This is a genomic window from Vibrio sp. MED222 (genome assembly GCF_000153005.1).
Lineage (GTDB): Bacteria > Pseudomonadota > Gammaproteobacteria > Enterobacterales > Vibrionaceae > Vibrio > Vibrio tasmaniensis_A.
This window is the reverse complement of record NZ_CH902609.1, coordinates 554,711-577,265: the sequence shown is the minus strand read 5'-3', so window position 1 is coordinate 577,265 and position 22,555 is coordinate 554,711. Positions and strand designations below refer to the sequence as shown.

General features: G+C 44.8%; 24 protein-coding genes. 7 read left to right on the top strand and 17 right to left on the bottom strand.

Annotation, left to right across the window (positions count from 1 at the left end):
- The 4 genes from MED222_RS04500 to ftsY all read right to left on the bottom strand — a co-directional run.
- Nucleotides 1-249, bottom strand: a 249-nt coding sequence (locus tag MED222_RS04500) for a sigma-70 factor domain-containing protein (protein WP_009848239.1), incomplete at its 3' end; no start/stop codon positions are given.
- Between the two features lie 177 nt (nt 250-426).
- On the bottom strand, nt 427-1,395 hold the full coding sequence (gene ftsX, locus MED222_RS04505; protein WP_009848238.1) for a permease-like cell division protein FtsX: 969 nt from the start codon (nt 1,393-1,395) through the stop codon (nt 427-429).
- Nucleotides 1,382-2,059 (bottom strand): cell division ATP-binding protein FtsE, encoded by a 678-nt coding sequence (gene ftsE, locus MED222_RS04510; protein WP_009848236.1) that lies wholly within the window; start codon nt 2,057-2,059, stop codon nt 1,382-1,384. Before ftsE ends, ftsX begins: the two co-directional genes overlap by 14 nt.
- Nucleotides 2,060-2,136: 77 nt before the next feature.
- Complete coding sequence (ftsY, locus tag MED222_RS04515) at nt 2,137-3,405, bottom strand: signal recognition particle-docking protein FtsY (protein ID WP_009848235.1); 1,269 nt, start codon at nt 3,403-3,405, stop codon at nt 2,137-2,139.
- Between the two features lie 230 nt (nt 3,406-3,635).
- Here ftsY and rsmD point away from each other — a divergent pair, with 230 nt between their 5' ends.
- Both rsmD and MED222_RS04525 read left to right on the top strand, forming a co-directional pair.
- Entirely contained in the window at nt 3,636-4,238 is a 603-nt protein-coding gene (gene rsmD, locus MED222_RS04520) for a 16S rRNA (guanine(966)-N(2))-methyltransferase RsmD (RefSeq protein ID WP_009848234.1), read from the top strand.
- A gap of 10 nt (nt 4,239-4,248) precedes the next feature.
- Nucleotides 4,249-4,515, top strand: a complete 267-nt coding sequence (locus tag MED222_RS04525; protein WP_009848233.1) for a DUF1145 domain-containing protein — start codon at nt 4,249-4,251, stop codon at nt 4,513-4,515.
- A 117-nt stretch (nt 4,516-4,632) separates the two neighbouring features.
- Here MED222_RS04525 and MED222_RS04530 read toward each other — a convergent pair whose 3' ends face one another.
- From MED222_RS04530 to MED222_RS04545, 4 genes are all read right to left on the bottom strand, one after another.
- Nucleotides 4,633-5,217 carry a YhgN family NAAT transporter gene (locus MED222_RS04530; RefSeq protein ID WP_009848232.1) on the bottom strand — a complete coding sequence of 195 codons (585 nt, stop codon included), beginning with the start codon at nt 5,215-5,217 and terminating at the stop codon, nt 4,633-4,635.
- A 212-nt stretch (nt 5,218-5,429) separates the two neighbouring features.
- Nucleotides 5,430-5,666: a YecH family metal-binding protein gene (locus tag MED222_RS04535; RefSeq protein ID WP_009848231.1), complete on the bottom strand. Its 237-nt coding sequence runs from the start codon at nt 5,664-5,666 to the stop codon at nt 5,430-5,432.
- Nucleotides 5,667-5,756: 90 nt separating this feature from the next.
- On the bottom strand, nt 5,757-6,377 hold the full coding sequence (locus MED222_RS04540; RefSeq protein ID WP_009848230.1) for a lysoplasmalogenase: 621 nt from the start codon (nt 6,375-6,377) through the stop codon (nt 5,757-5,759).
- Between the two features lie 928 nt (nt 6,378-7,305).
- The gene (locus tag MED222_RS04545; RefSeq protein WP_009848229.1) at nt 7,306-7,680 is read right to left on the bottom strand and encodes a hypothetical protein; all 375 of its coding nucleotides are present in this window, start codon (nt 7,678-7,680) and stop codon (nt 7,306-7,308) included.
- Between the two features lie 244 nt (nt 7,681-7,924).
- On the opposite strand from MED222_RS04545, the gene MED222_RS04550 reads away from it, so the two are divergent.
- A complete protein-coding gene (locus tag MED222_RS04550; RefSeq protein WP_009848228.1) occupies nt 7,925-8,254 on the top strand; it encodes a DUF2500 domain-containing protein in 330 nt (109 codons plus the stop codon).
- A gap of 60 nt (nt 8,255-8,314) precedes the next feature.
- Here MED222_RS04550 and MED222_RS04555 read toward each other — a convergent pair whose 3' ends face one another.
- The 7 genes from MED222_RS04555 to rhtB all read right to left on the bottom strand — a co-directional run bounded on the left by MED222_RS04555 (nt 8,315) and on the right by rhtB (nt 14,887).
- A complete protein-coding gene (locus MED222_RS04555; protein ID WP_009848227.1) occupies nt 8,315-9,328 on the bottom strand; it encodes an acyltransferase in 1,014 nt (337 codons plus the stop codon).
- Nucleotides 9,329-9,482: 154 nt separating this feature from the next.
- Nucleotides 9,483-10,703 carry an organoarsenical effux MFS transporter ArsJ gene (gene arsJ / locus MED222_RS04560; RefSeq protein WP_009848226.1) on the bottom strand — a complete coding sequence of 407 codons (1,221 nt, stop codon included), beginning with the start codon at nt 10,701-10,703 and terminating at the stop codon, nt 9,483-9,485.
- A gap of 221 nt (nt 10,704-10,924) precedes the next feature.
- Nucleotides 10,925-11,434: a cyclin-dependent kinase inhibitor 3 family protein gene (locus tag MED222_RS04565; protein ID WP_009848225.1), complete on the bottom strand. Its 510-nt coding sequence runs from the start codon at nt 11,432-11,434 to the stop codon at nt 10,925-10,927.
- Nucleotides 11,435-11,460: 26 nt separating this feature from the next.
- Nucleotides 11,461-12,462, bottom strand: a complete 1,002-nt coding sequence (locus MED222_RS04570; RefSeq protein WP_009848224.1) for an ArsJ-associated glyceraldehyde-3-phosphate dehydrogenase — start codon at nt 12,460-12,462, stop codon at nt 11,461-11,463.
- A 101-nt stretch (nt 12,463-12,563) separates the two neighbouring features.
- Nucleotides 12,564-12,905 carry a metalloregulator ArsR/SmtB family transcription factor gene (locus MED222_RS04575; protein ID WP_009848223.1) on the bottom strand — a complete coding sequence of 114 codons (342 nt, stop codon included), beginning with the start codon at nt 12,903-12,905 and terminating at the stop codon, nt 12,564-12,566.
- Nucleotides 12,906-13,003: 98 nt separating this feature from the next.
- Nucleotides 13,004-14,224, bottom strand: a complete 1,221-nt coding sequence (locus tag MED222_RS04580) for an EAL and HDOD domain-containing protein (RefSeq protein ID WP_009848222.1) — start codon at nt 14,222-14,224, stop codon at nt 13,004-13,006.
- Between the two features lie 45 nt (nt 14,225-14,269).
- Nucleotides 14,270-14,887, bottom strand: coding sequence for a homoserine/homoserine lactone efflux protein (gene rhtB, locus MED222_RS04585; protein ID WP_009848221.1), 618 nt, complete (start codon nt 14,885-14,887; stop codon nt 14,270-14,272).
- An 81-nt stretch (nt 14,888-14,968) separates the two neighbouring features.
- Here rhtB and MED222_RS04590 point away from each other — a divergent pair, with 81 nt between their 5' ends.
- Nucleotides 14,969-15,949: an alpha/beta fold hydrolase gene (locus tag MED222_RS04590; RefSeq protein ID WP_009848220.1), complete on the top strand. Its 981-nt coding sequence runs from the start codon at nt 14,969-14,971 to the stop codon at nt 15,947-15,949.
- Nucleotides 15,950-16,139: 190 nt separating this feature from the next.
- Nucleotides 16,140-16,967 carry a Cof-type HAD-IIB family hydrolase gene (locus MED222_RS04595; RefSeq protein ID WP_009848219.1) on the top strand — a complete coding sequence of 276 codons (828 nt, stop codon included), beginning with the start codon at nt 16,140-16,142 and terminating at the stop codon, nt 16,965-16,967.
- A gap of 88 nt (nt 16,968-17,055) precedes the next feature.
- Here the strand turns inward: MED222_RS04595 and MED222_RS04600 are convergent, their stop codons facing one another.
- Nucleotides 17,056-17,523: an EVE domain-containing protein gene (locus MED222_RS04600; RefSeq protein ID WP_009848218.1), complete on the bottom strand. Its 468-nt coding sequence runs from the start codon at nt 17,521-17,523 to the stop codon at nt 17,056-17,058.
- Nucleotides 17,524-17,562: 39 nt separating this feature from the next.
- Here MED222_RS04600 and MED222_RS04605 point away from each other — a divergent pair, with 39 nt between their 5' ends.
- Nucleotides 17,563-19,107 (top strand): COG3650 family protein, encoded by a 1,545-nt coding sequence (locus MED222_RS04605; RefSeq protein ID WP_009848217.1) that lies wholly within the window; start codon nt 17,563-17,565, stop codon nt 19,105-19,107.
- Nucleotides 19,108-19,109: 2 nt separating this feature from the next.
- A complete protein-coding gene (locus MED222_RS04610; protein ID WP_009848216.1) occupies nt 19,110-19,706 on the top strand; it encodes a tRNA-uridine aminocarboxypropyltransferase in 597 nt (198 codons plus the stop codon).
- 180 nt (nt 19,707-19,886) lie between these two features.
- On the opposite strand, the gene MED222_RS04615 is transcribed toward MED222_RS04610, so the two are convergent.
- Entirely contained in the window at nt 19,887-22,367 is a 2,481-nt protein-coding gene (locus MED222_RS04615) for a bifunctional diguanylate cyclase/phosphodiesterase (RefSeq protein ID WP_009848215.1), read from the bottom strand.
- Nucleotides 22,368-22,555: the final 188 nt, after the last annotated feature.

Below are 22,555 nucleotides of genomic sequence, written 5' to 3'. Positions count from 1 at the left end.
GTTACCTTCTTGGACAAGGTCAGCCATTGGCAGCCCGTAGCCAGAGTAGCCTCTTGCAACGTGCACCACGAATCGTAGGTGTGAAAGGATCAAGCCTTTCGCAGCGTCGATCTCACCTTTGTAATGTAATCGCTCTGCAAGTCCACGTTCCTCGTCAGGCGTCAGCATTGGGTAACTGTTCGCTGAGCGGATATAGCTATCTAAACTATCTTGTGTGACTAAAGCCATTTGATACGCTTGGTTTGCCATTCGGTTCCTCATCAATCTCTGATCTGGAGTAATACATCTATTAAAACCCGACAATCTTGAACCTAAAATGAACAGGTTTCAAGGAGGGGGAAGTAATTATGCATAATCAATTCGTCTATACAAGGCAAAAACTGGTTAAGAACTGCCTATTTTTCGTATAAATATGACTCTATTCACCTAAACTGGTTCAATTTCTTTGAGATGACGCTGTGCAGAAAGCTTCGCAGCTACACTACCAAGCAAGGTTCCGACGATCAAAAGCAGTAAAGATTCATCCCAACTCAGGCCAATTAAGCGGAAGTGGCTATCGTACAGCTGAGCCAAGTCATCCACAGCACTGTTCAGTAATACGGTAATCAATGCCGTCATTACCCACGCGCTAATCGAACCTAAAACACCAAACCACATTCCAGCATAGAGGTATGGTCGAAGAATGTAGCTGTCGGTAGCACCAATCAGCTTCATGGTTTGAATCTCTTCTTTATGCGCCAACACATTAAATCGTAATGTGTTGCCGATAATCAGAAATACTGCGCCCAGCATCAGCACAGTTAAGGTAATCACGATGACGGCTGCAAGTGCTTTGATAGCATCCAGTCGAGCTAACCAGTCTTCATCTAAACGAACATCGGTGACTAACTTTTGCTTCTTAACCTTGCCTGCCAGTTCTTTAATTAACGTGTCGCTGTGTACGCTTGGCGTAATCACCAAAACACCTGGCAATGAATAATCATCTAGGATAGTTAGGGCGTCCTCAAAACCAGAATACTGGCTAAGATCTTCAAGACCTTGCTGCGGAGAAATGTACTCAACCAGATCGACTTGGTCCCAACTTTCGATTTCATCCTTAAGCACCATGACTCTCGGCTCAGGGATACCATCCTCTACATAGGCACTAATTTGTGACGGGCTGGTGACATCTTGCGCCACTTCACCAACGTTCTTGCCCAGTAGGTACAAACAAGCGGGCATAGCTAAAGCCATTGAAATCACCGCAAGCGTCAGCAAGTTACCCAACGGACGCTGCCACATTTGCGAGAACGATGACTTGGCTTGTTTCCAATGAACAACAAAGAAACCGTCGCTTGAAGCCCGGTTTACTGCTCGATTGGATTGAGGTTTCTTAATGCGCTTATTCGCGGCCATAATCTTCAACCTCACTCAAAAAGCCTTGGTTTAATTCCAGATGTCGATATTGAGGGCGAGTGTTCACTAACCCGATATCGTGCGTCGCTAGCATGATCGTGACACCCGCACGGTTGAACTCTTCAAACAAGCGTAATACACGACTCGATAGTTCAGGATCTAGGTTACCAGTTGGTTCATCCGCTAAAAGCAGAGTTGGACGGTTAACCACAGCGCGAGCAATACCGACCCGTTGTTGTTCACCCCCAGAGAGCTGGCTTGGCAAACAACGGGCTTTATCTAATAAACCGGTTTTGTCCAACGCAGCGCTGACTCGACGTTTAATTTCGTTTTCAGAAATAGATTCTATACGCATAGGCAGAGCGACGTTATCGAAGATCGAGCGATCCATAAGTAGGCGGTGATCTTGAAAGACAATCCCGATGTTACGGCGTAAAAAGGGAATGTCTTTGGCTGGGATACGAGTAATATCGTGATCGTTAAACCAAACACGTCCGTCAGTTGGACGCTCTATCGCGCAGATCAACTTCAGCAAGGTACTTTTACCAGCACCAGAGTGCCCGCCTAAAAATGCCATCTCTCCTCGTTTGAGATGAAAGTCCACTTTTTGGAGCGCTTGTCGTCCGCCTCGGTAGGCTTTGCTCACTTGCTGAAATTTGATCACCGAAAATTCCTCTTACGATCACTCATATCAAATTTAAAACGGTAGCAGGTTAAGAATAAACCACTTTGCTACACGCGTTACTCTTCGCGGCTAAATAGTGCTTCAATAAAGTCTTTCGACTCAAATGGACGCAGGTCGTCAATGCCTTCACCCACGCCAATGTAGCGGATTGGAATCTGGAACAGGTCAGCAATTGAGAAAATTACGCCACCTTTCGCTGTACCATCTAGCTTAGTTAGCGTAATGCCCGTTACTGGTGCCACGTCACTAAACAACTTCGCTTGGCTAATCGCATTCTGACCGGTACCTGCATCTAGCGTTAACATGATTTCGTGCGGTGCAGAATCATCGATCTTCTTCATTACACGAACAATCTTGCGTAGCTCTTCCATCAAGTTGCTCTTGTTCTGCAAACGGCCTGCAGTATCTGCAATCACAACATCAACACCACGCGCTTTCGCCGCTTCAATCGCATCGTAGATAACAGACGCGCTATCGGCACCAGTGTGCTGAGCGATAACCGGAACATCATTACGCTGCCCCCAAACCTGAAGTTGTTCAACCGCTGCCGCACGGAAGGTATCACCCGCCGCCAGCATCACTTTCTTGCCTTCACTTTGGAATTGTTTCGCCAGCTTACCGATAGTGGTTGTTTTGCCCACGCCATTCACACCCACCATTAAGATAACATAAGGTGTTTTAGTGGTATCAACAACCAGTGGCTGTTCCACTTGGCTCAAGATTTCTGACATCTCTTCTTTAAGCAGACCATAAAGCGCTTCACCGTCTTTTAGGTCATTACGGGATGCTTTTTCTGTTAGGTTTTCAATGATCTTCACGGTGGTATTCATACCCACGTCGGCGATCAGAAGTTGCTCTTCTAATTCTTCAAACAGGTCTTCATCGATTTGCTTGCCTTTGAACAAACCAAAGAAGCCAGCACCAATGTTTGCTTTAGTACGGCTTAGGCTACGCTTAAGTCGTGCAAAGAAGCTTTCTGTCGGCTTCTCTTGAACTTCTTCAACCTTAGATTGAGAAGCAATCACTTCTTCCTGTTCTGCTTCTGCTTCTGCTTCTGCTTCTGCTTCTGCTGCGACAGGCTGCTGATCTTGTTGAGCCTCTTCAAGCGTTTGCTCTGACTCCGCAAGTTCAGATTCAACAGACTTAGGTTCCGTTGATTTAGCGTCTTCAACTTCAGGTGCGACCTGTTCAGCCTCAACTTGTGATTCAACTTCAGTTTGATCTTCAACGTTTTCTACGTTCGCTTCATTCTGAGTTTTTGGGCTTTGTTCTTCTTCACCAAAACCAAGCCACGATAATAATCCGCGCTTCTTTTTTTCCGTCATCAGAGGAGTTTCCTAGATCTACTAATTAGCTGTATTGACTTAATACACGTCGACTCTTTGCTATTGTTATACAATACAAGCTTGTACAAACGAATAGTAAAGAAAAATGACAAAGCAGTGATAAGTTTGCTTTTAGCTTGATACACTTTGTCATTGTAAATTTATTTAATACTCGAACCCACTTAAATTGGGCTCGGTATAGTATCACTTTATTAGCGGTCAAAAAATCTATGGTAAGACGTCGCCAGCAAAACACATCACAAAAAAAGCCATCCGGAGGCTTTGTTCGAATTATTAGTGGCTCATGGAGAGGTAGAAAGCTGCCTGTTCATGATTTAGAAGGATTACGCCCAACCATTGACCGAGTCAAAGAAACACTCTTTAACTGGGTGGCACAAGATATCCCACATTCGACCTGCTTGGATGTATTCGCCGGTTCTGGTGGTCTAGGTTTTGAAGCCGCTTCTCGCCAAGCAAAAATGGTGACACTGCTCGAAATGAATCAAAAAGCGGCCAAACAGCTTTCTGATAACGCGAAAGAGCTCAAAGCAGACAACATCAATGTAGTCAACACTGATGCTATCTCTTTTCTTAAGCAGCCAGGCACTCCTTACGATATGGTCTTTCTCGATCCTCCATTTCGTAAAGGCTTACTCGCAGAAACAGTACAACTGCTTGAGAGCAACGGTTGGCTTGCCGACAACGCCATCATTTACGTCGAGACAGAGAAAGAGCTAAAACTCGAAGCTATGCCAGAAAACTGGGAATTACACCGCGATAAGACCACTGGCCAGTCGAGCTACCGACTGTTCAATCGAATCACTGAAGAATAGGAGTTATTGAATGAAGTTCTTGCTTCCACTAGCAAAAGCAGCCATCGCCTTTGTTTGGTTTATCTTAATCGCCAATATTTTCTACCCATTCCCGGGTAATGCTGCGATTGCGCTTTATATCATGACAGCATTCTTATTCTTCATGCACGGCCTGCAAATGCTGATTTTCATCGGTGCTTTTGGCGATAAGATCGAAATGTCACGTTGGGAGAAGTGGTCCATATTGATTTTCGGCGTCTTTGCCCTACTCGATATCCGACGCAAACACATGATGTAATAAAGCTTAAGCTTAGATATAAAACGCTTAGCGACAGAAAACATCATGACAGAAACAGTTGATACAAAAGCGCCGCTCATTTGAGCGGCGTTTTTTTATTCAGCGATGATACTGATGTTAGCCCATGTAGCCCTTTACACCATCTAGGAACATTTGCGTCGACAGCATAACCAACAACAGGCCCATCAAGCGTTCGATGGCTTTAAGGCCTCTCTCACCTAGTACTCGTAGGAAGAAGCCATTAAACATCAGAATAAAGAAGGTGGCGCCCCAAGCCAGCATCACTGCGCCTGAAAGCTCTAACATGTTGTCAGGGTGCTGTGTCGACAACAGAATCAATGCCGCAATCACTGAAGGGCCAGCAATCATAGGGATCGCCATCGGCACAATAAACGGTTCTTCACCCGCCGCGAGGCCAGTAATACTACCCGCACTTGGGAAAATCATCTTAATCGCGATGATAAACAGAATAATACCGCCAGAGATACTCAAGGTTTCAGGCTGCACATGCAGGAAGTTCATGATGCTTTGACCAGCAAACAAGAACAGCAGCAGGATAATCAGCGCAAACATGAGTTCACGAACAAGAACAATACGGCGACGCTTCGGATCAATATGCTTAAGGATAGAAAGCACGATTGGTAAGTTGCCAAGCGGATCCATAATAAGAAACAGCATGGTCGCTGCAGATAAAATTTCCATAAGTTTGTCTCGAAATCGTAAGTGCGCGGAGTATAGCAGCCTCAAGATTGATTTTCGAACACAGTAACAAACTTAGGAATTTACGTTATTGGAAGGGTATTTATGAGAGCCAAACGAGGGAGAAATGGTCGGAGTGGAGCCGAGAATATCGCATCCACTCGCTAATCACAGTTCACTGTTCACCGGCGACAAGAACTGATGGTCATTCAAGATCAGTGATTACAAACACGTTCGCGATTAGTGCAAAGCTTGTCATCAATGATCACGACCTTTTCCATTTTCAGGAAAAACTTCAGTAGGCCATCCAAATCCAGACCGTTCAGCTTACACGTATGAAAGCGAGCTTCAGCGCCATAGGTTTGAGCAAGCTCTTGCGTCAACTCTTCACGAGTCAGTGGCTTTTCACTCAGTAAGTTTAAAACGTTGTGTGCATGAATTTCGGTAGTCATAAGTCTATCTCATGTTAAATGAAGTAGACGTAGAGTACCTACTTTCATCTGAGCTGCCTTGATGTAGCTCAGAGTTAAGCTAGCTCTACCCTAAATGGTGAGGGAAGCAACGATGAGAGCGTGTGCAAGAAAGTAACTGCCCGTTACCCAAAAATAAGCGCCCTTAATTGGGCTGCGATAGAAATTTAGGGCGTACGCCAATGCGGAAAGCAGCAGCACGCAGCAACCAACAAAACCAACAGCATGTGATAGCTGAGGCTCAAGTAACCAGACTTCACCAGAAGCCCAAGCAAGCTGAATGAGTACAATACCCATGATAACCACTGGAAAAACGAGTTTGTCTAAGCGAGGGAGTAATAGGAAGAAAGCAACGATACATGCAGCTAACAGCAGCGCGAACAACCACCAGACCATTTCTCCTGATAGCTGTAACCAAAATGCTTTGCTGTAACAAAGTTGAGCCAACAGGAAACACACAAAATGCAGAAGACGTTTTTGAGTAACAGTATGAAGCACATCTGCGATCGCGGATATAGCTAACCCAGCGACTACCCAATAGGTAAAATCAACGACAACAGATTGAGTTAGAGCAATAATCGCCAATAATACAAAGGTAAAGACCTTATACAATAAAGCCTGACCGATATGCCCATGTTTCGTTCCTGTTATTGCTCCAATACCAGACAAGGAAACCGCCAACCAACTCCACATATCATTTGCCCTATTGCTTTTAATCGTCGCCAGTCTAGGCACACGGATGTTGATGTAAAGCCTCAGCCCTTCAAAATTGGATCTTGATTACGCTTCCACTAAAAAGAGCATCTTTAGATTGAAGTCGTCACAATACCTGCAGCGATAGTGATTATTCCTTTTAAAATAGACTCATTGTTCGGAAAACTCATATAAATTGACGCTAGAGAACCCAAACTTAAATTCCAATCACTTCTATCCTGCCAACGCCACAATATGTCGCTATATATTGCAAATACCACATAACTAAAAGTTCAAAATCAAATACACAAAAATATTAAAAACAAACACTTAAAATCAAAAAACAGACTTACATAGAACTTTCCAACACTATACAAACCTAGACTTACAAAGTGCGTAAATTACCTTTATAAAAACCACTTTGTCAGGTTTCGCTAAGCTTCCTGTCAAAAAACCATCACAAAAATTAAACCTAAAACCTATAAAGCTTAATTAAACAAACCTAGACACCACCAAGCCCTATTAATACAGTTTAACAACCTTTAACAATATAAATTACACAAAATGACCATTACAAAACAACAACTTAAACCAAATGAGAACAAAAATAAATCACAACGAACAAAATAAAAGCTCCCCAAAATACACAGTAAAACATAGCAAAAGTGATAGAAAACCCAATAGTTTTCTATCACTTTTAAAGGCTTCGAAAGTAATTCTTGATCTAAAGCCATAAGTAGTGCTATTCTTTAAAACATAGCGAGAGACAACCAAATTTAGGAGTAGTGTTATGATTTCATCTTCGCAAAGACAAGGACTTGTAATGATCGCGGTAGTTGTAGGTCTAATGACACTACCGATGATGTACTAAGCAAGTTACAGATAAAAAAAGGGACGCCATTAGCGTCCCTTTTTTTGTTCAATTTTTTCATTTCGAAAACAGATGCAGTGTTAACACATCCCAGTTCGCATAATAGAAACCAGCAGCAGCTAAAGTCATTGCCATCATCAGTAAGATTGCAACTCGCCAAATAAAACGACCACTACGTGGAGTCAACTCCTTCTCACAGTCGTTACACATCATGATGAACTTATGCTGGTCTTCCAACTTAGCCTCATGCTCATTGACTACCTTATTACGACACGTTGCGATATAACGCAGCTTACTCACCGTATCGTGCGGTAGCCTTTCTTCACAGCTTGACACAAGCTCATGCAATCCTTCGCCTTCGGCATGATATTGAAGCCTCAATAATTTCTCTATATTACGAGTTCTTGTCACCACTTTTTCAATATCGGTCATATTAGCCCTCCCACTCCACACTATAATTCTAGTCGAGCATTTCCCTATTCTTATACAAAATCACTGTTATTTACGAGAGAAAGAGACAATAAATAACAATGCTTTATCCCAAACTGGCCTCTAAATGTGATGTCTGCCGAAAAATAATCAGCTTGGCTTACAACAGTTCACGAATAACGGCTTGAAACACATATCCCTATTGCTTGAAAGATTAGAATAACCATCACGACTACATGGAGGTTACATGCCTAATTCACTCTTTTTTGCCATCTTTGCACTCGCCGGTCTAGCGGCTTGGGTATTTCTTGGTTTCTATCGAAAGCACTCACAAGGTGAAAATGCGCCAGAAAAGAAAGTGAACGTCACTGTGTTGGACAAACAATCCATCGACCTTCCTGATGCAGAACCTGGCCAAGAAGATCAAGAGTATTGGATTTACGTTCAACGTGGTGTGGTTGGTCCAAAACGAGAGTTCCAAGTCGGAATCCACTACTTCCACGCCCTGAACCCTGGCGACAAAGGTACCTTAACCTACCAAGGCGATAAGTTCTTACACTTTGCATTGAAGCGCTAAACATTAGGTACTTCAACTGTATCTTCTAAGCAATCCATCAGAAAGCCTTAGCACCCACCGCTAAGGCAATAACCAACGTGTTTTCTCTGACTTAGAGACCAACCAGCTCATCCATAACGCGCCAGCTCCGCTGATCACGATCCATAATGGAATAACCCAAGCAGGGTGGCCTTGGTACCAACCGAACTCTTTCATTGGCCATAAGAAAATCGGGTGCAGCAGATAAATACCTAAGCTGTGTTTACTGATAAAACCAACCACTTGATTGCTCTTCTCAGACAAGCCTTCACCATAGTAACGGCACACCATGAACACCATGCTCGCCGCTAATACGGTGTTCAACGTCTTGTAAGATAACCAACGCCCTACCGTGTACTCTTCTGCGACCAAACTTGCATCAACCACCATATAAACCGTGGTCAGTAACGCTAATCCACCAAGTAACACACTCACGCCGACAGTCATCTTGTTAAGTGGAACCATCTTATACAGCAGGTAACCCAACGGTAAGTACCCGGTGTACAACCACAACTCGTGACTCCAAGGGCCATCGATTTTCAATAAGAACAATAGCGTTGTGAACAACCATACAGCCGTAAAGGCATAGACAGATCTATCACCGTACTTTCTGACCATGATCTGTAAAAAAGGAATCACAAAGTAGAGTGGGATGAAGTAATAGAAGAAACCAAGGTGATAGTACGTGTAGTGATGATAACTATTGAGCAAAACCTCCCAACTCACGCCCGCATCAAAACCCATTAGCGACCAACCTGATAGGTAGGTATAGAAAAGCGACCAAACAATGAATGGGATCAGTACCTTACCCAGACGGCGCTTGAGGTAGTATTTAGCATCAAACGGGCGCTGATCACTCAGCATCAATGCACCAGAAATCAAGATGAACACAGGCACTGCCCATCGGCTGAAACCATTCACCGTAATGGCAGTCAGCCACTCACCGAAAGGAATGGTGCTTAATTCATTACGATAAGGCGCCAAAACATGAATCGCGATAACAGCTATGGCCGCGACACATCGTGCTAAATCAAAAAAGAGAATTCGCTGCTTCATGTAAATGCCTGATTAATATTCAATCATTCTACTATAGCAATAAAAAAGCTGACCGGAATAAATACCAAGTCAGCTTATTGTTAAAGGAGATGCTTATCGCGAATTTAGCTCATTCGACTCTAGGTTATGCGACTTTAACTCTTACAAATGAGGCTCATGCAGTTGATGTTTCAGGCACTTTAGGTAAACGCAGAGAGATCACCGTCGTTATCGCTAAGAATGCGAAGGATACCCACAGACACGCAGACAAACCGGCCATCTGGAATACCAAGCCCGACAATATCGTGCCAATCAAGCGACCCATCGCGTTTGCCATGTAGTAGAAACCAACATCAAGAGAAACCCCATCGCCTTTCGCGTAACTCACAATCAGGTATGAGTGAAGTGATGAGTTCACCGCAAAGATGGCACCAAATACCATCAATCCACCGATGATAACTAGCTCTGGTTGCCAGCCAATTTGCACCGCATAGGCAATACCGGCAGTCACAATAGCCAATGCACCCGCCCATAGTAGCGCTGCATGTCCATCAGGCACCTTGCCTTGTGCTTTACCAGTAATCTTAGGTGCAATGCCCTGCACAAAACCGTATGCGATGGTCCAAGCCGCTAAGAAGCCACCCACCCATGAGTGGTCCCAACCAAACACACTGCCTAGATAAATCGGCAAAGCAATCACAAACCACACATCACGAGCACCAAACAGGAACATACGCGCAGCCGACAAGATATTGATGGATTCAGACTTAGAGAAGATTTGTTTAAACTTCGGTTTGGTTTTCGCTTTGCCCATGTCTGCTTCTAAGCTCACTAAACTGCCAATGAAGACCAAGGTCAGCACAGCAGCCATCGCGAGCACTGCGTATTGGAAACCAATCGTCGAAAGCAGTAAGCCACCGATAAAGAACCCGGCACCTTTCAGTGCATTCTTAGATCCGGTTAGAATCGCAATCCACTTATAAAGCGCACCTTGCTGCTCATCTGGGACTAAGGTTTTAATCGAGCTTTTAGCACTCATCTTATTGAGATCTTTAGCGATACCAGACAAGGCCTGCGCCGCCATTACCCAAGGAATGGTCAACATTACGGTTGGCACCGCGAGCATGCCCAAGGCGACAACTTGCATCCCTAAGCCGATATTCATGGTCTTATTGAGGCCAAGACGCGCCCCTAACCAACCACCGATTAGGTTAGTCACCACACCAAAGAATTCATAAAAAAGGAACAGTGAGGCGATCTCTAACGAACTGTAGCCAAGGTCATAGAAATACAAGACCACCAGCATACGAAGTGCACCATCAGTAATGGTGAAGTTCCAGTAATTGAAGGTCACCAGCATGTATTGGCGAACGCTCTTACTTAGATTTGAAAACATAACGCTATCTCTGCAATCTAAACAAAAAGAGCTTTTAGATCATAGGTGTCCAAAAGCTCTAATTCTTACTTTCCACTTAACTTATACTCAAAATAATTGGAGTTGCAGCTAGGCAACAAGCAAGTTCAGCCCTATGAGCATAGGTGTTCTATGTGATTAGGGCGGCCGGCGATCCGGTGAACTTGCGCAGTTAACAACGCTGCAGGTTCAAGAATGAAGAGCTACGCAGAAGCTACGCCATTAATGTATTCAACCTGAATGGCTTTAGTGAATGCGCCCGGACGCAGTGCCTGCACCTCTTGAACAATCTTATTCATGTCCCAGCTCTTCTCTAACAACAGGTGTGCAGCCAGCAAACCAGTACGGCCAGAGCCGCCCATGCAGTGCATTGCTACCTTGCCGCCGTTATCCACGACTTGGTGTAGTGCAGGGCTCGCCGCCTGCCATTTCGCAGCAAAATCGGCACCCGGTGCACAGTCGTCTTCGATTTCGATTTGAAACCATTGCATGCCTAGCGCACGTGTCTTCTCACCAAGTGCCGCAACGTCTTTGCTTGCAAGCTCATGGTCATCAAGTGCTGTCACGATAGCTTCAACGCCTTGTGCTTTCAGTTGCGTTAACGATGCATCTAGGTCAGCGTCTTTAGTGCCTGGGCACGGAGTAAGCACTAACGCACCAGTTTCTAGATCTAGTTGCCATGTTGGGTGTACTTGAGAGTTTGTCATCATCATCATCTATCTCTTAAAAATCTTATAAATTAAGCCAGACCAACGGTACGAACTAGCTCAGCAGTACGTGTTGCGTAGCCCATCTCGTTGTCGTACCAAGCGTAGATCTTAACCATGCGCTTACCAACTAGCATGGTTGATAGCGCATCTACGATAGTTGAGCGTTGGTCGCCTTTGTAATCGATAGAAACCAGGGGACGCTCTTCAAAGCCAAGAATGCCTTTCAGTTCATTCTCAGACGCTTCTTTCAGCATCGCGTTGACTTCTTCAGCTGTGGTGTCTTGCTTCACTTCGAAGATGATGTCGGTCAGAGAAGCGTTCGCTAGTGGTACACGAACCGCGTGGCCATTAATACGATTTTCAAGCTCCGGGAAAATCTCAACAATCGCTTTTGCACTGCCCGTTGTTGTCGGGATAAGACTCATGCCACATGCACGTGCACGGCGTAAGTCTTTATGGGGCGCATCAAGAATAGTTTGCGTATTGGTGAGATCGTGAATAGTGGTAAAGGCTGCGTTCTCGATGCCTAACTTCTCGTTAATCACCTTCACAACAGGCGCAAGACAGTTAGTCGTACAAGATGCCGCAGTCACAATCTTATGTACCGCTGGATCGAAGATAGCGTCATTCACACCGACAACGATGTTTGCAATGCCTTCTTCTTTCACTGGCGCCGATACCACAACACGCTTCACACCTTGCTCAAGGTATTTGTTTAGGAAAGATGCCTTACGGTGAACACCGGTCGCTTCAAGGACAACATCGCAACCAGACCAATCGATCGCATCGATATCGCGCTCTTGCGTAGTTCTAATGCGTTGACCGTTGATGATCATCTCATCGCCTTCAACCATGACTTCGTGGTTCCAGCGACCTTGAACCGAATCGAACTCAAGAAGATGCGCCAATGTCGCGGTGTCGCCAGCCACATCGTTAATCTGTACGAACTCAATTTCCGCCCAATCAAACGCTGCGCGAAGTGCTAAACGGCCGATACGGCCAAAACCATTAATACCTACTTTGACTGTCATACTCTTTTCTCTCAGTTAATTGCCTTCATGTTTGAAGCCGCAGTGTTGTTGACTATGCCTAACTGCAATCTCAACGATTTTGGCAATAAATTTAAATGTATTTAAACGCAACATTGAGGGCGTGAAGTCATGGCTTCTAGGCGCTCAATATCCTGTTGGTATTCAGTTTTCAAACAGTTCGATGCGATAAGGTCATCAATTAACTTTAGCATCCAACCCGGTAAATCTTGTGACAGACGGTAGAACACCCACTGCCCTTGGCGAACGTCAGTTAAAATTCCGTTTGAACGCAACTGCGCAAGATGGCGGGAAATCTTTGGCTGACTTTCTTGTAATGCCTGAGTCAACTCACCAACAGATAGGCACTCTTGGCGCACAATCAACATTAAGCAACGCACTCGCGTTTCATCAGACAGTAATTTAAAAAATTGGTGAGGAAGCATAACTACATACTCATATATGGATGTGCATATATATTAGTTGTAAAAAAACGCACGTCAAGGCGTGCGTTTTCATTGTCATAAAAGTTTAACGAAGAATATCAGAGCTTGTTGGTAACAATATGGCTCCAACGTCGAGCTTCAGTGAGTTCTGTTTTCACTTGTTCCACGTTCAACCCTAGATCAGCACAGTGATCATCAATCTTTTGCCAATCAGCATGTTCGAAACTTTCTTCAAGTGCTAATAATGCGCCATATGGACCTTCTCTGCGCAGCAAGGCGACCTTAATACTTGTGCATAACGGTAATTGTTCAATTAAGTTCTCTAACGACAGATCGAGCAACGCATCAAGTAATGAGAACAAACCAATCATAAAGGCTTGTTCAGTATGCCCTTTAAATACTTGGTAACGAGACATCCGTTGGCAAAACTGCGCACGCTGCAAAGACAGGCCATACAGCTCTTTGGGCTTTTTATCAGAGACATAAGACGCTACTGCTAGCGAGACAAACATTTTCAATTTCTCTTGCCCTAAATAAACCAAGGCCTGACGAAATGAAGAGATGGTGACCTCAAGGCGGGGTGACATAGTATTCACAAAGCGCAGAAGCTTATAGGATAAGGCAATATCTTTCGCGACGATGCTTTCAACACGTTGGAAGTCGACATCCGGCTTACAGACCTCTTGGAATAGCTCCATCGCTATCACTTGCTCTGGGCTAATATACTTAGTCTTTATGATTTCTGGCTTACTAAAGAAATAGCCTTGGAAAAACTTAAACCCTGCTTCTTTCGCTTGTTGGAACTCTTGTTCCGTTTCAACCCGCTCAGCAAGAAAACTATACTTCTTCCCTTCGTGCTTTTTGACTAACTCACACGCCGCATCCAACCCCATCTGCATGATATCAAGCTTAACAATATGCGTATATTGAAGGAAACGTTCCCACTCAGGTGTCGAAGTAAAGTCATCTAGGGCAATCATATACCCTGCTTGATAAAGCTCTTTGATTACCTCTAATAGCTCATCGGTCGGTTGGCAGGTTTCAAGAATCTCAACTACGACCTTATCTTTCGGTAAGCTCATTGGAAGACGGCGAATCAAGCTCTGATACGGAAAATTAATAAAGCAGCGTGAAGATGGGATCGAAGGGTTAAGCCCAACGGACAAGAAGTTTTCAACGATCAGGCGATACGTTGCTCGATTAGATTCAATATGCGCGGGGTAGGCATTCCTATCACCGTCACGAAACAGCAGCTCATAACCAAGCGTGTTCTTGTTACGGTTTAAGATAGGTTGTCGAGCAACGTACGTAGCGGTCATTTATTGATAACTCTAATTGATTTAACTATAACTCTATTACTTTCATTAAGCTTTGGCAGCAGCCAGCAAAGCGCCGCAACCCATGAACATACCACCAAATATTTTATTTATCTTACCCATTATGCGATCTGAGCGAATAAAACGTCCCATTTGTGAAGCTAATGAGGTGTAACCCAACATAACCACGCTATCAATAAATACAGTGGTCACTCCAAGCACCAACAACTGCGGTGCTTGCGGTTGTGTCGGATCGATAAATTGCGGAAACAGAGCAACTAAGAACACGATAGATTTTGGGTTAGTCAAATTGATAAGCACTGCATTTCTGAGCAGCTTGCCACTCGATAGCGTTGATTTTTCTTCTGAAGCCACCAAGCTAGACTTATCACGCCACTTTTGAATGCCTAACCATAGAAGATAAACCACGCCTACCCATTTGATGATGGTAAATGCCAAGGCGGACTTTGCCACTAGTGCACCAATACCCGCTCCCACCAGCATAATATGAAATGCAAGACCGAGCTGTAAGCCTACGATCGACGCAAGTGACTTCTTGGTGCCATAGCTGAGCCCATTGCTGATTGAGTTAACGGTACCTGAGCCCGGTGCCAAACTAAACAAAATCGCCGTGACGACATAAGCAAGCCAAACATGAGTATCCATTTGCATTTCCTTACTAGTTCTTTAATCTAACAACATTAGTAGCGATGACGCTCTCACATGCATCAGTTCAGGTAATTTCCCATGGAAAACCACAGTGCCACCCTGTTTTCATACACGCAAGAACCTGAGTTCGAGCAAGCGATTAAACACCCGATCTCCACCCTTTGGCAACAACGAAAGGATGGTTATGTCACATCATCTGGTAAAAAAAGGTTGTACTGGTGTAGCTTAACTTCTCCGACACACACCAAAGCTATTGTTATTTCAAATGGTCGCATCGAGTGCTGCTTAAAATACCAAGAGCTCTTTTATGATTTCTATCAGCAAGGTTATGACGTTTATTCATTTGACCACCAAGGTCAAGGTCAGTCGGAACGTATGGTAACAGACTCTGACATTGGTCACATTCACGAGTTTGATGATTACGTATCAGATATGTCTGACATTATTGCCAGTTTTGATCTTAGCAAGTATTCCAATCGCTACCTGCTCGCACATTCGATGGGCAGTACAATCGCCACTCGCTACTTGCAAACTCATCCCAACCACCCGTTTGACAAAGTCACTCTGTGCGCTCCGATGTTTGGGATAAATACTGAATGGTACTTCAAGCCTATCGCAATGCTTGTTGGGCAAGCTCTCACCGCTTTCTATGCCAAGCCGACTTATGCCCCCGGGCAACAGGCGTATTACTCTAAGCCCTTCGAAAATAACTTATTAAGCCACAGTAAGGTGCGCTATCAGTGGTTCCGTTGCTTATATGACGGTTCCCCTTCTTTGCAGGTTGGCGGACCAAGTACTCGCTGGGTATGGCAAGGGTTAATGGCCGCCAAGCAGGCAATACAACAAACTCGTCAAATCAAGATCCCACTGCTATTGATTCAGGCAGGGGAAGAGAAGATTGTGAGTAACGATGCTCAAGTGAAGTTCATCAATAAGCTGAAAAAAACCAACTCTGATTGCCAGTTTAAGGTGATTGAGGGTTCTAGGCATGAGGTACTGTTTGAGCAAGATGAATACCGTAATCACACACTGGATGCTATCAATCAGTTTTTTGCCTAGATCGAATAAGCTAATAGGCTAAGTAACCGACCAAGAAGATAAGCGCTAAAGAGGAAGAGAAGTAAGTGAGCTTTGCCCTCTTTTCTTGCATGAAATTGGCATACAATTTCCACCTAGAGATATTGTGGTTAAAACGATGCTAGCGTTGGCTAGTATTGATATTTGCTAAGCATTTTGCAATGAGGGTTAAATGACTATTCCTGCACTTAAAGATTCCGTGAAAATTGTTGCTTCTGATTTAGATGGTACGCTTTTGGCTCCCAACCATCAGCTAAGCGACTTTACCAAACTAACGCTTAAGAAGTTACACGAGCAAGGTTACACCTTTATCTTCGCTACGGGTCGCCATCACGTCGACGTAGCAGGGATTCGTCAAATTGCAGGGATTCCGGCATACATGATCACGTCAAACGGTGCTCGCGTACACGACCAGAACGATCAACTGATGTATAGCCAGGACGTCCCTCAGAAATTAGTTCAACCGGTTATTGATATTGTTCGCCAAGATCCAAATATCTTTATTCATATGTACCAGAATGAAGATTGGCTACTCGACCGTGAAGACGAAATGCTCGCTAAGTTCCATAGTGAGTCTGGCTTTAGCTACAAGCGATTTGAAGCTGATAATGCCCCAAGCGACGGCATTGCTAAAGTCTTCTTCACACATCCAGAGCAAGACCACGAATATCTGGTCACGTTTGAGCAAAAGCTAAAAGATGCGTTTGGAGACAAACTGAACATCGCCTTCTCAACACCTTGGTGTTTAGAAGTGATGGCCGCTGAAGTATCTAAAGGCCACGCCTTAGACGCTGTTGCGAAATCATTGAACCTAACACTGGATAACTGTGTTGCCTTTGGTGATGGCATGAATGACGCAGAGATGCTGGCGATGGCGGGTAAAGGTCTAATCATGGGCACATCACATGAAAAAGTGATGAAAGCTCTACCAGACAATGAAGTGATTGGCAGCAACGCAGACGACGCCGTTGCTCACTATCTAGAAAAGCACCTGCTCTAATCTCGTCTCGTCGAAGAGATCTGAATAAATAAAAAGGCAGCCAACTAGCTGCCTTTTTTGAACCTTACGTAAAAAGCTCTCTCTAACGCTATCGAGAACCCTGTATTTCTTTGCTTAATATTGCCTGCCACTCTTGTTCGGTAACCGGCATGATCGATAATCGGTTGCCCCGTTTAACCAGTGGCATTTCTGACAGTTCAGGCATGGCTTTAAGTGTTGCCAAAGGAACCAAGCGTTCAGTCACTCGCACAAACTCAACATCAACCATTATCCAGCGTGGATTATCGGGCGAAGACTTAGGGTCGTAGTAATCACTCTCTGGGTCGAACTGAAAGTGGTCTGGGTAGGCTTCTCTGGTTACTTTCGCGATCCCCGCCACGCCAACTTTTTTACATGATGAATGGTATATCATCACCAAGTCTCCAAGCTTGACGTCATCACGCATCATGTTTCGAGCCTGATAGTTGCGTACACCCTCCCAACAAGAGGTTTTTTGTACTCTCAGAGTCTGAATAGAAAAGGTGTCGGGTTCTGTTTTAAATAACCAATATGCCATAATAAATCCAATTAACGGTTGCTCCGAGGAAGATATAACATGAAGGTAATGAAAAACCCAGTGACATGGCTAGTCGCATTCACTCTACAAGGCTGTGTCACAGCGCCAGATGCTCCCCAAAAGCCAGAACTACCACCAGCAACCTTGGATGAGCCACTGAGCATTCAACCGCAAACCTTCATCATGCGTGGTCAGGTTGTGGTTGGCCATGAAAGCCGAACCTTCACCCCTTGCGGTAGCCAACAACAATACTGGTTAAACTTATCTCCAGAGTTAGCGCTAGAAGCACAAGGGCTCTCAACGAGACCTTACCAAGCTTTATATGGCGAGCTGATTGGTCACCTAACCGTACCGAGCCAAACCGGGTATAACGCAGATTTCACGGCACGTTTCGTGGTTGATCAAGTGAATATCCTAACCGCAGAAAACCCTAATCGTTGTGACCAACCACTGCGTTCAACACGAGTATTCGGTAACGAACCCTTTTGGTCAGCAACCTTCGATAAAGACCAGCTCAAATACACCAAGATGGGCGAACAGCCACAGCTCCTTGATATTGAATCGAGCCGCACCACACCAAGCAGTCGTGATTACCAATTAGAGGGTAAAACAGCACAAGGCAAACTCAACCTTACGAAGGAGAGCTGTAGCGACGGTATGAGTGATTCTATCTATGGATGGCATGCCAAGCTTAACCTCAATGACAGTAACTATAATGGCTGTGCAACGGTCTCTAACCAAGACTCAACACTGGACTGGAGTGGGCTCTACTTCGCGAGCTCAACGCAGAACACTGGATTCTCTATCAACCTTGAACTCAACGATGACCACAGTGCTATCACGACTTATTCATACAGCAATGGAGACCCTTCTATTGTTGAACAGGGCTTCTGGCAGCAACTGAATCAAAATCAGGTACAAGTGGTTATGACTCGCCACCAGCAACAGTATTTGATCTCTGAGCGCATCTTCACGCTCGATAACGGTAAGCTCGTCGCTGAAAAAGAGAAAGTGGGCAACGTTGTCTACCCGATTGCCAATGGCGGTCTGGTGCTATTCGAAGCTAAGAATGCACAAGCGCAAGTAAACACCACCGCTAACGTTGATCTAACCGCAAAGCAGGTGAACTCCAGTGATCAACTTGATCTAAAAGTCGACCAAGCGATCCGTGAGTATTTTAAGATCAACAACAGCTCACCTGACGATACCAAGTACCGCTGGTTAACCTACGACTTAAATGGCGATGGTAAGGAAGAACTGCTTGCCCAGCTCGATTGGTGTGGCTCTGGTGGCTGTACATTGCTAATTTTCGAAAACCATCAAGATAACTGGCGCTTCAATAGCCGAGTGACACTGGTTAAGGGCGACATACGCTTAGGTAAATCGCAAAACCACGGCTGGCAGGATCTGATCTTCAATGTCAGTGGCGGCGGTGCTACACCTGCAAAACACACCCTGTCATACTCAGGTGTCAGCTACCCGCTAAACCCAAGTGTCGCTCCAGTTGCAGATGATGCTGATATCAGCGACGTGGTTTTGTTTGCTGATGGTATCTCACCCGCACAAAGTGGAGTAAAGCTGTAAACATGAGTAACCAACAAGCTTGCCCCGGTTGTGGCTTCACTCACCAGTGCGTTTGTCATCTAATACCGACGGTTGAAAGCCAAACTGATCTTGTACTATTGACTCATGAGAATGAGCTGTCGCGAGACACCAACACCGGAAAGCTGCTTCAGCAATCTCTTGAGCAGTGTCAGTCCTTGGTATGGCAAAGGAAAACACCACCAGCGGAGCTAATGGCACTGCTTGAAGATGAAACACGACAACCGTTTCTGTTATTCCCAAGTGATCAAAGCATCGAGTGTCAGCAAGCTGTGATGACCCAAGCCCAGAATCGTAAACCGCTATTCATCATCTTGGATGGCACATGGCAAGAAGCGAAGAAGATGCTTAACAAGAGCTCGTGGTTACAAGCAGTCCCACAAGTTCATCTCGACATCACCAGTGAATCCTCTTACACCTTGCGCCGCAATCAAGACAGTGGCCATTTGTGTACTTGCGAAGTGGGCATTGAGTTGCTCAAATCTTTAGGTGAAAGCGAACCTGCCAAGCTCATTGATGACTACTACCAACAGTATCTAAAAGTATTCCACGCCGACAAATGTGGCCATGCTCTCAAATAGATCAAGCAAGAGCACGGGAAGGCAATAAGCACATTTTAGGGCGGGACAGATACTGAAAACAAAAAGGGTGAGCCATGAGCTCACCCTTTTTACATCGTACTTTAATCTATTGAACCATTTAGTGTTTCACGTGAAACGCACACTCTAGCTGTTCCTTGAAAAGAGATTCTACTCTCCCTATCAGAATAAGCGTTGAGGCTGACCAAAGTAGTAACCTTGCAGGTAATCGATACCCATGTCTTCCGCAATACGGCACACTTGTTCGTTATGAACAAATTCAGCCACCGTCTTAGCATTCAGAATCTGACATAAACTCACCAGTTGCTGAGCGATCTTGCGCTGTTTCTTATCTTTATCGATATTGCGAATCAAACTGCCATCAAGCTTTATGACTTGTGGTTCTAACTTCAATATCTCATCAATGTTCGAATAGCCGGAACCAAAGTCATCAACAATAATATTCACACCAAGGTCGCGGAAGTGATTACACACCTCGATCAAGCGACCGTAATCCTGAATTTGTTCCGTTTCTAACACCTCTAAGCCAATACGCTGTGGGTGACTGATTTTCTTGATGGCTTGCTCAAGGTGAAGAATGGTTTTCTCATTGCTAAAATCTTGTGGCGCCAAGTTAATTGAGAACGAATCGGTTCGCTGACTCATAAAATCAAAGGTACGCGTTATCATCTGGCGACTCAGGCGCGTATAGAGATGCGTTCCTTCTATGATTGGCAAGAACTTACCCGGTGCAATCAACTGACCGTCCTCTTCAATTCGGACCAAGCACTCATAGCTTTCTACCTGATGGCTGTGTGCCGAGACAATAGGTTGGGAACACGCCACAATATTCTGATTAAGCACCGCGCGACTGACACACGACAGCCAGCCAAGCTGCTCTTGGCGATGCTTCTCCAATTGAATGAGCGTCTTGGCGCTCACTAGATGCTTGTTCTGACTCACGGCGCTGCGCCTAGCATCAATCGCCTTCAACAACAAATCATCAATCGAGGTCGTAGGAAAATCTCGACGGCTGGCTATACCCGCACAGATGGATACCGACAGGTAATCAATATCAGGCAACCCCGTTGGTTCAAAATTCACATGTTCCGTTTGGTCTGCAAATTCAGAAAAACGCTGATGAATATGTTCTTGCCCCACCCAGCTATCAAACACCACCGCCCACTCACCGATACCAATGCTATAGAGCTGACACCCCTCATCAAAGAACTGCCACAGCGCCTTTTGAAAATACTCGCTTAAATCATGCAGAAGCTTGTCACCGACTCGATAGCCATACTTCTCATTGATTTGGCCAAATGTCGTGACTTTCAAAGCCAACAAATGACTATCGGTACTCATTTTTGACAGCTTTTCACGCAATACGCTTCGGTTAGGTAAGCCTGTACGGCGATCAATTCGGTAGCTCGCGGTCAATGCGGTCGCTTGCTGTTGAATCTTACTCGCCATGCTGTTGTTCATGTCATCGACATCAAGCAGAGCATTTCGTATCAATGAAAACAGAGGGGAAATATTGGTCGCGGGTTGTGTCTCTAATGGCAATACCGCCTTGCCCTCACCTTCCCTAAGCGCAAGATAAGTGAGGCTATGATGCAAAATTCGTTGCTGGCCATTATCTTGATAGAGCTCTCCCATGCAGTAAACGCCATAGGTGTCCGCTAATGCTTGGAAAACCTCAACCTCTTGGTTGCCATCAATGAAATCAATGCGAGAGGTACAGTTGTAGATAAAAAACTGTTCTGGCTTATGGGAAGCAATCTGTTGAACGCCCAATCGGATTTGCTCTAGGGTCAATGAAGGATGGTCATAACAAAACCGCACCTCATCACCAACCTGAAACGACCCACTGAATTCGATCTCTCCGCCCTCTGTCACCTTGAGCGGTAAGTGAGTGTTCTGGTCTTTGGGTTCACCGACCATCAAGGGGAAGTTATACAGTTGCTCAAAAGGGATTTCGAGACCGTCAGCGAGGTAACGATTATAGACTTCTCGGACAGGTATACCGTCCAATTCAGCTAGCCGATTATCTTGAGCATCAGTCACTCGGAAGGTACGACCAATGGGGTTCCATTCGCAGTAATACCCCTTAGTAATTGAGAGTTCAACACTGTGCAGTGCTAACATGACATAGGCATTTTCATAGCAAATACCATCGAGCATCACCCATCGTCCATGCTCTGTAATGGTCGATGCACCGCCACAAACAGGTAATGAATATATCGACTGCTCAAACGCTGAAAATAGATCTTGGTTATTTATCTGCAAGCGATCGGCGAAACAGATAATGCTTTGAGTATCAGCATTACATTCAAGCTGCTGCCACATCGCTTGGCTATCCCGTCGAGGCTGCTCGCTATATTCGACAACCCCACAAGTGTAAGACGTCGCTTCAAAGCGAGTAACAATAACATAGAGACCTTTATGCAGGATTACACCTTGGCTGATGTAGTGATTAGCACTACAACCAATCAATTTGGCGTTGGGGAAAGTCGACTGGATTACTTGGCAGGCAGCCAACACCGAATCTTTCTCGAAAGAAGAAAACACCTGAATCAGTAGATTGTCATGTGGATGAAAATCTATCTTTTGCAATTCACGCTGGGTGTACTTAATGTCTTGTATCTGGAAAGAGGTCGATTGCATATTCACATTAATCGTTACGTTAATGATTTGTTATTGTGCTTATTATAGATAAAGCTTGCACGGAATACTTACAATCGTCTGATAAATAATGTGACGCTAGTTAGACATCATTCATTCTACTAAAGAGCCATCATCAGTGCCAGTGAAGCACTTTAAAAGCAAGTGACGTTAAGGTCTGAGGGCTTTAA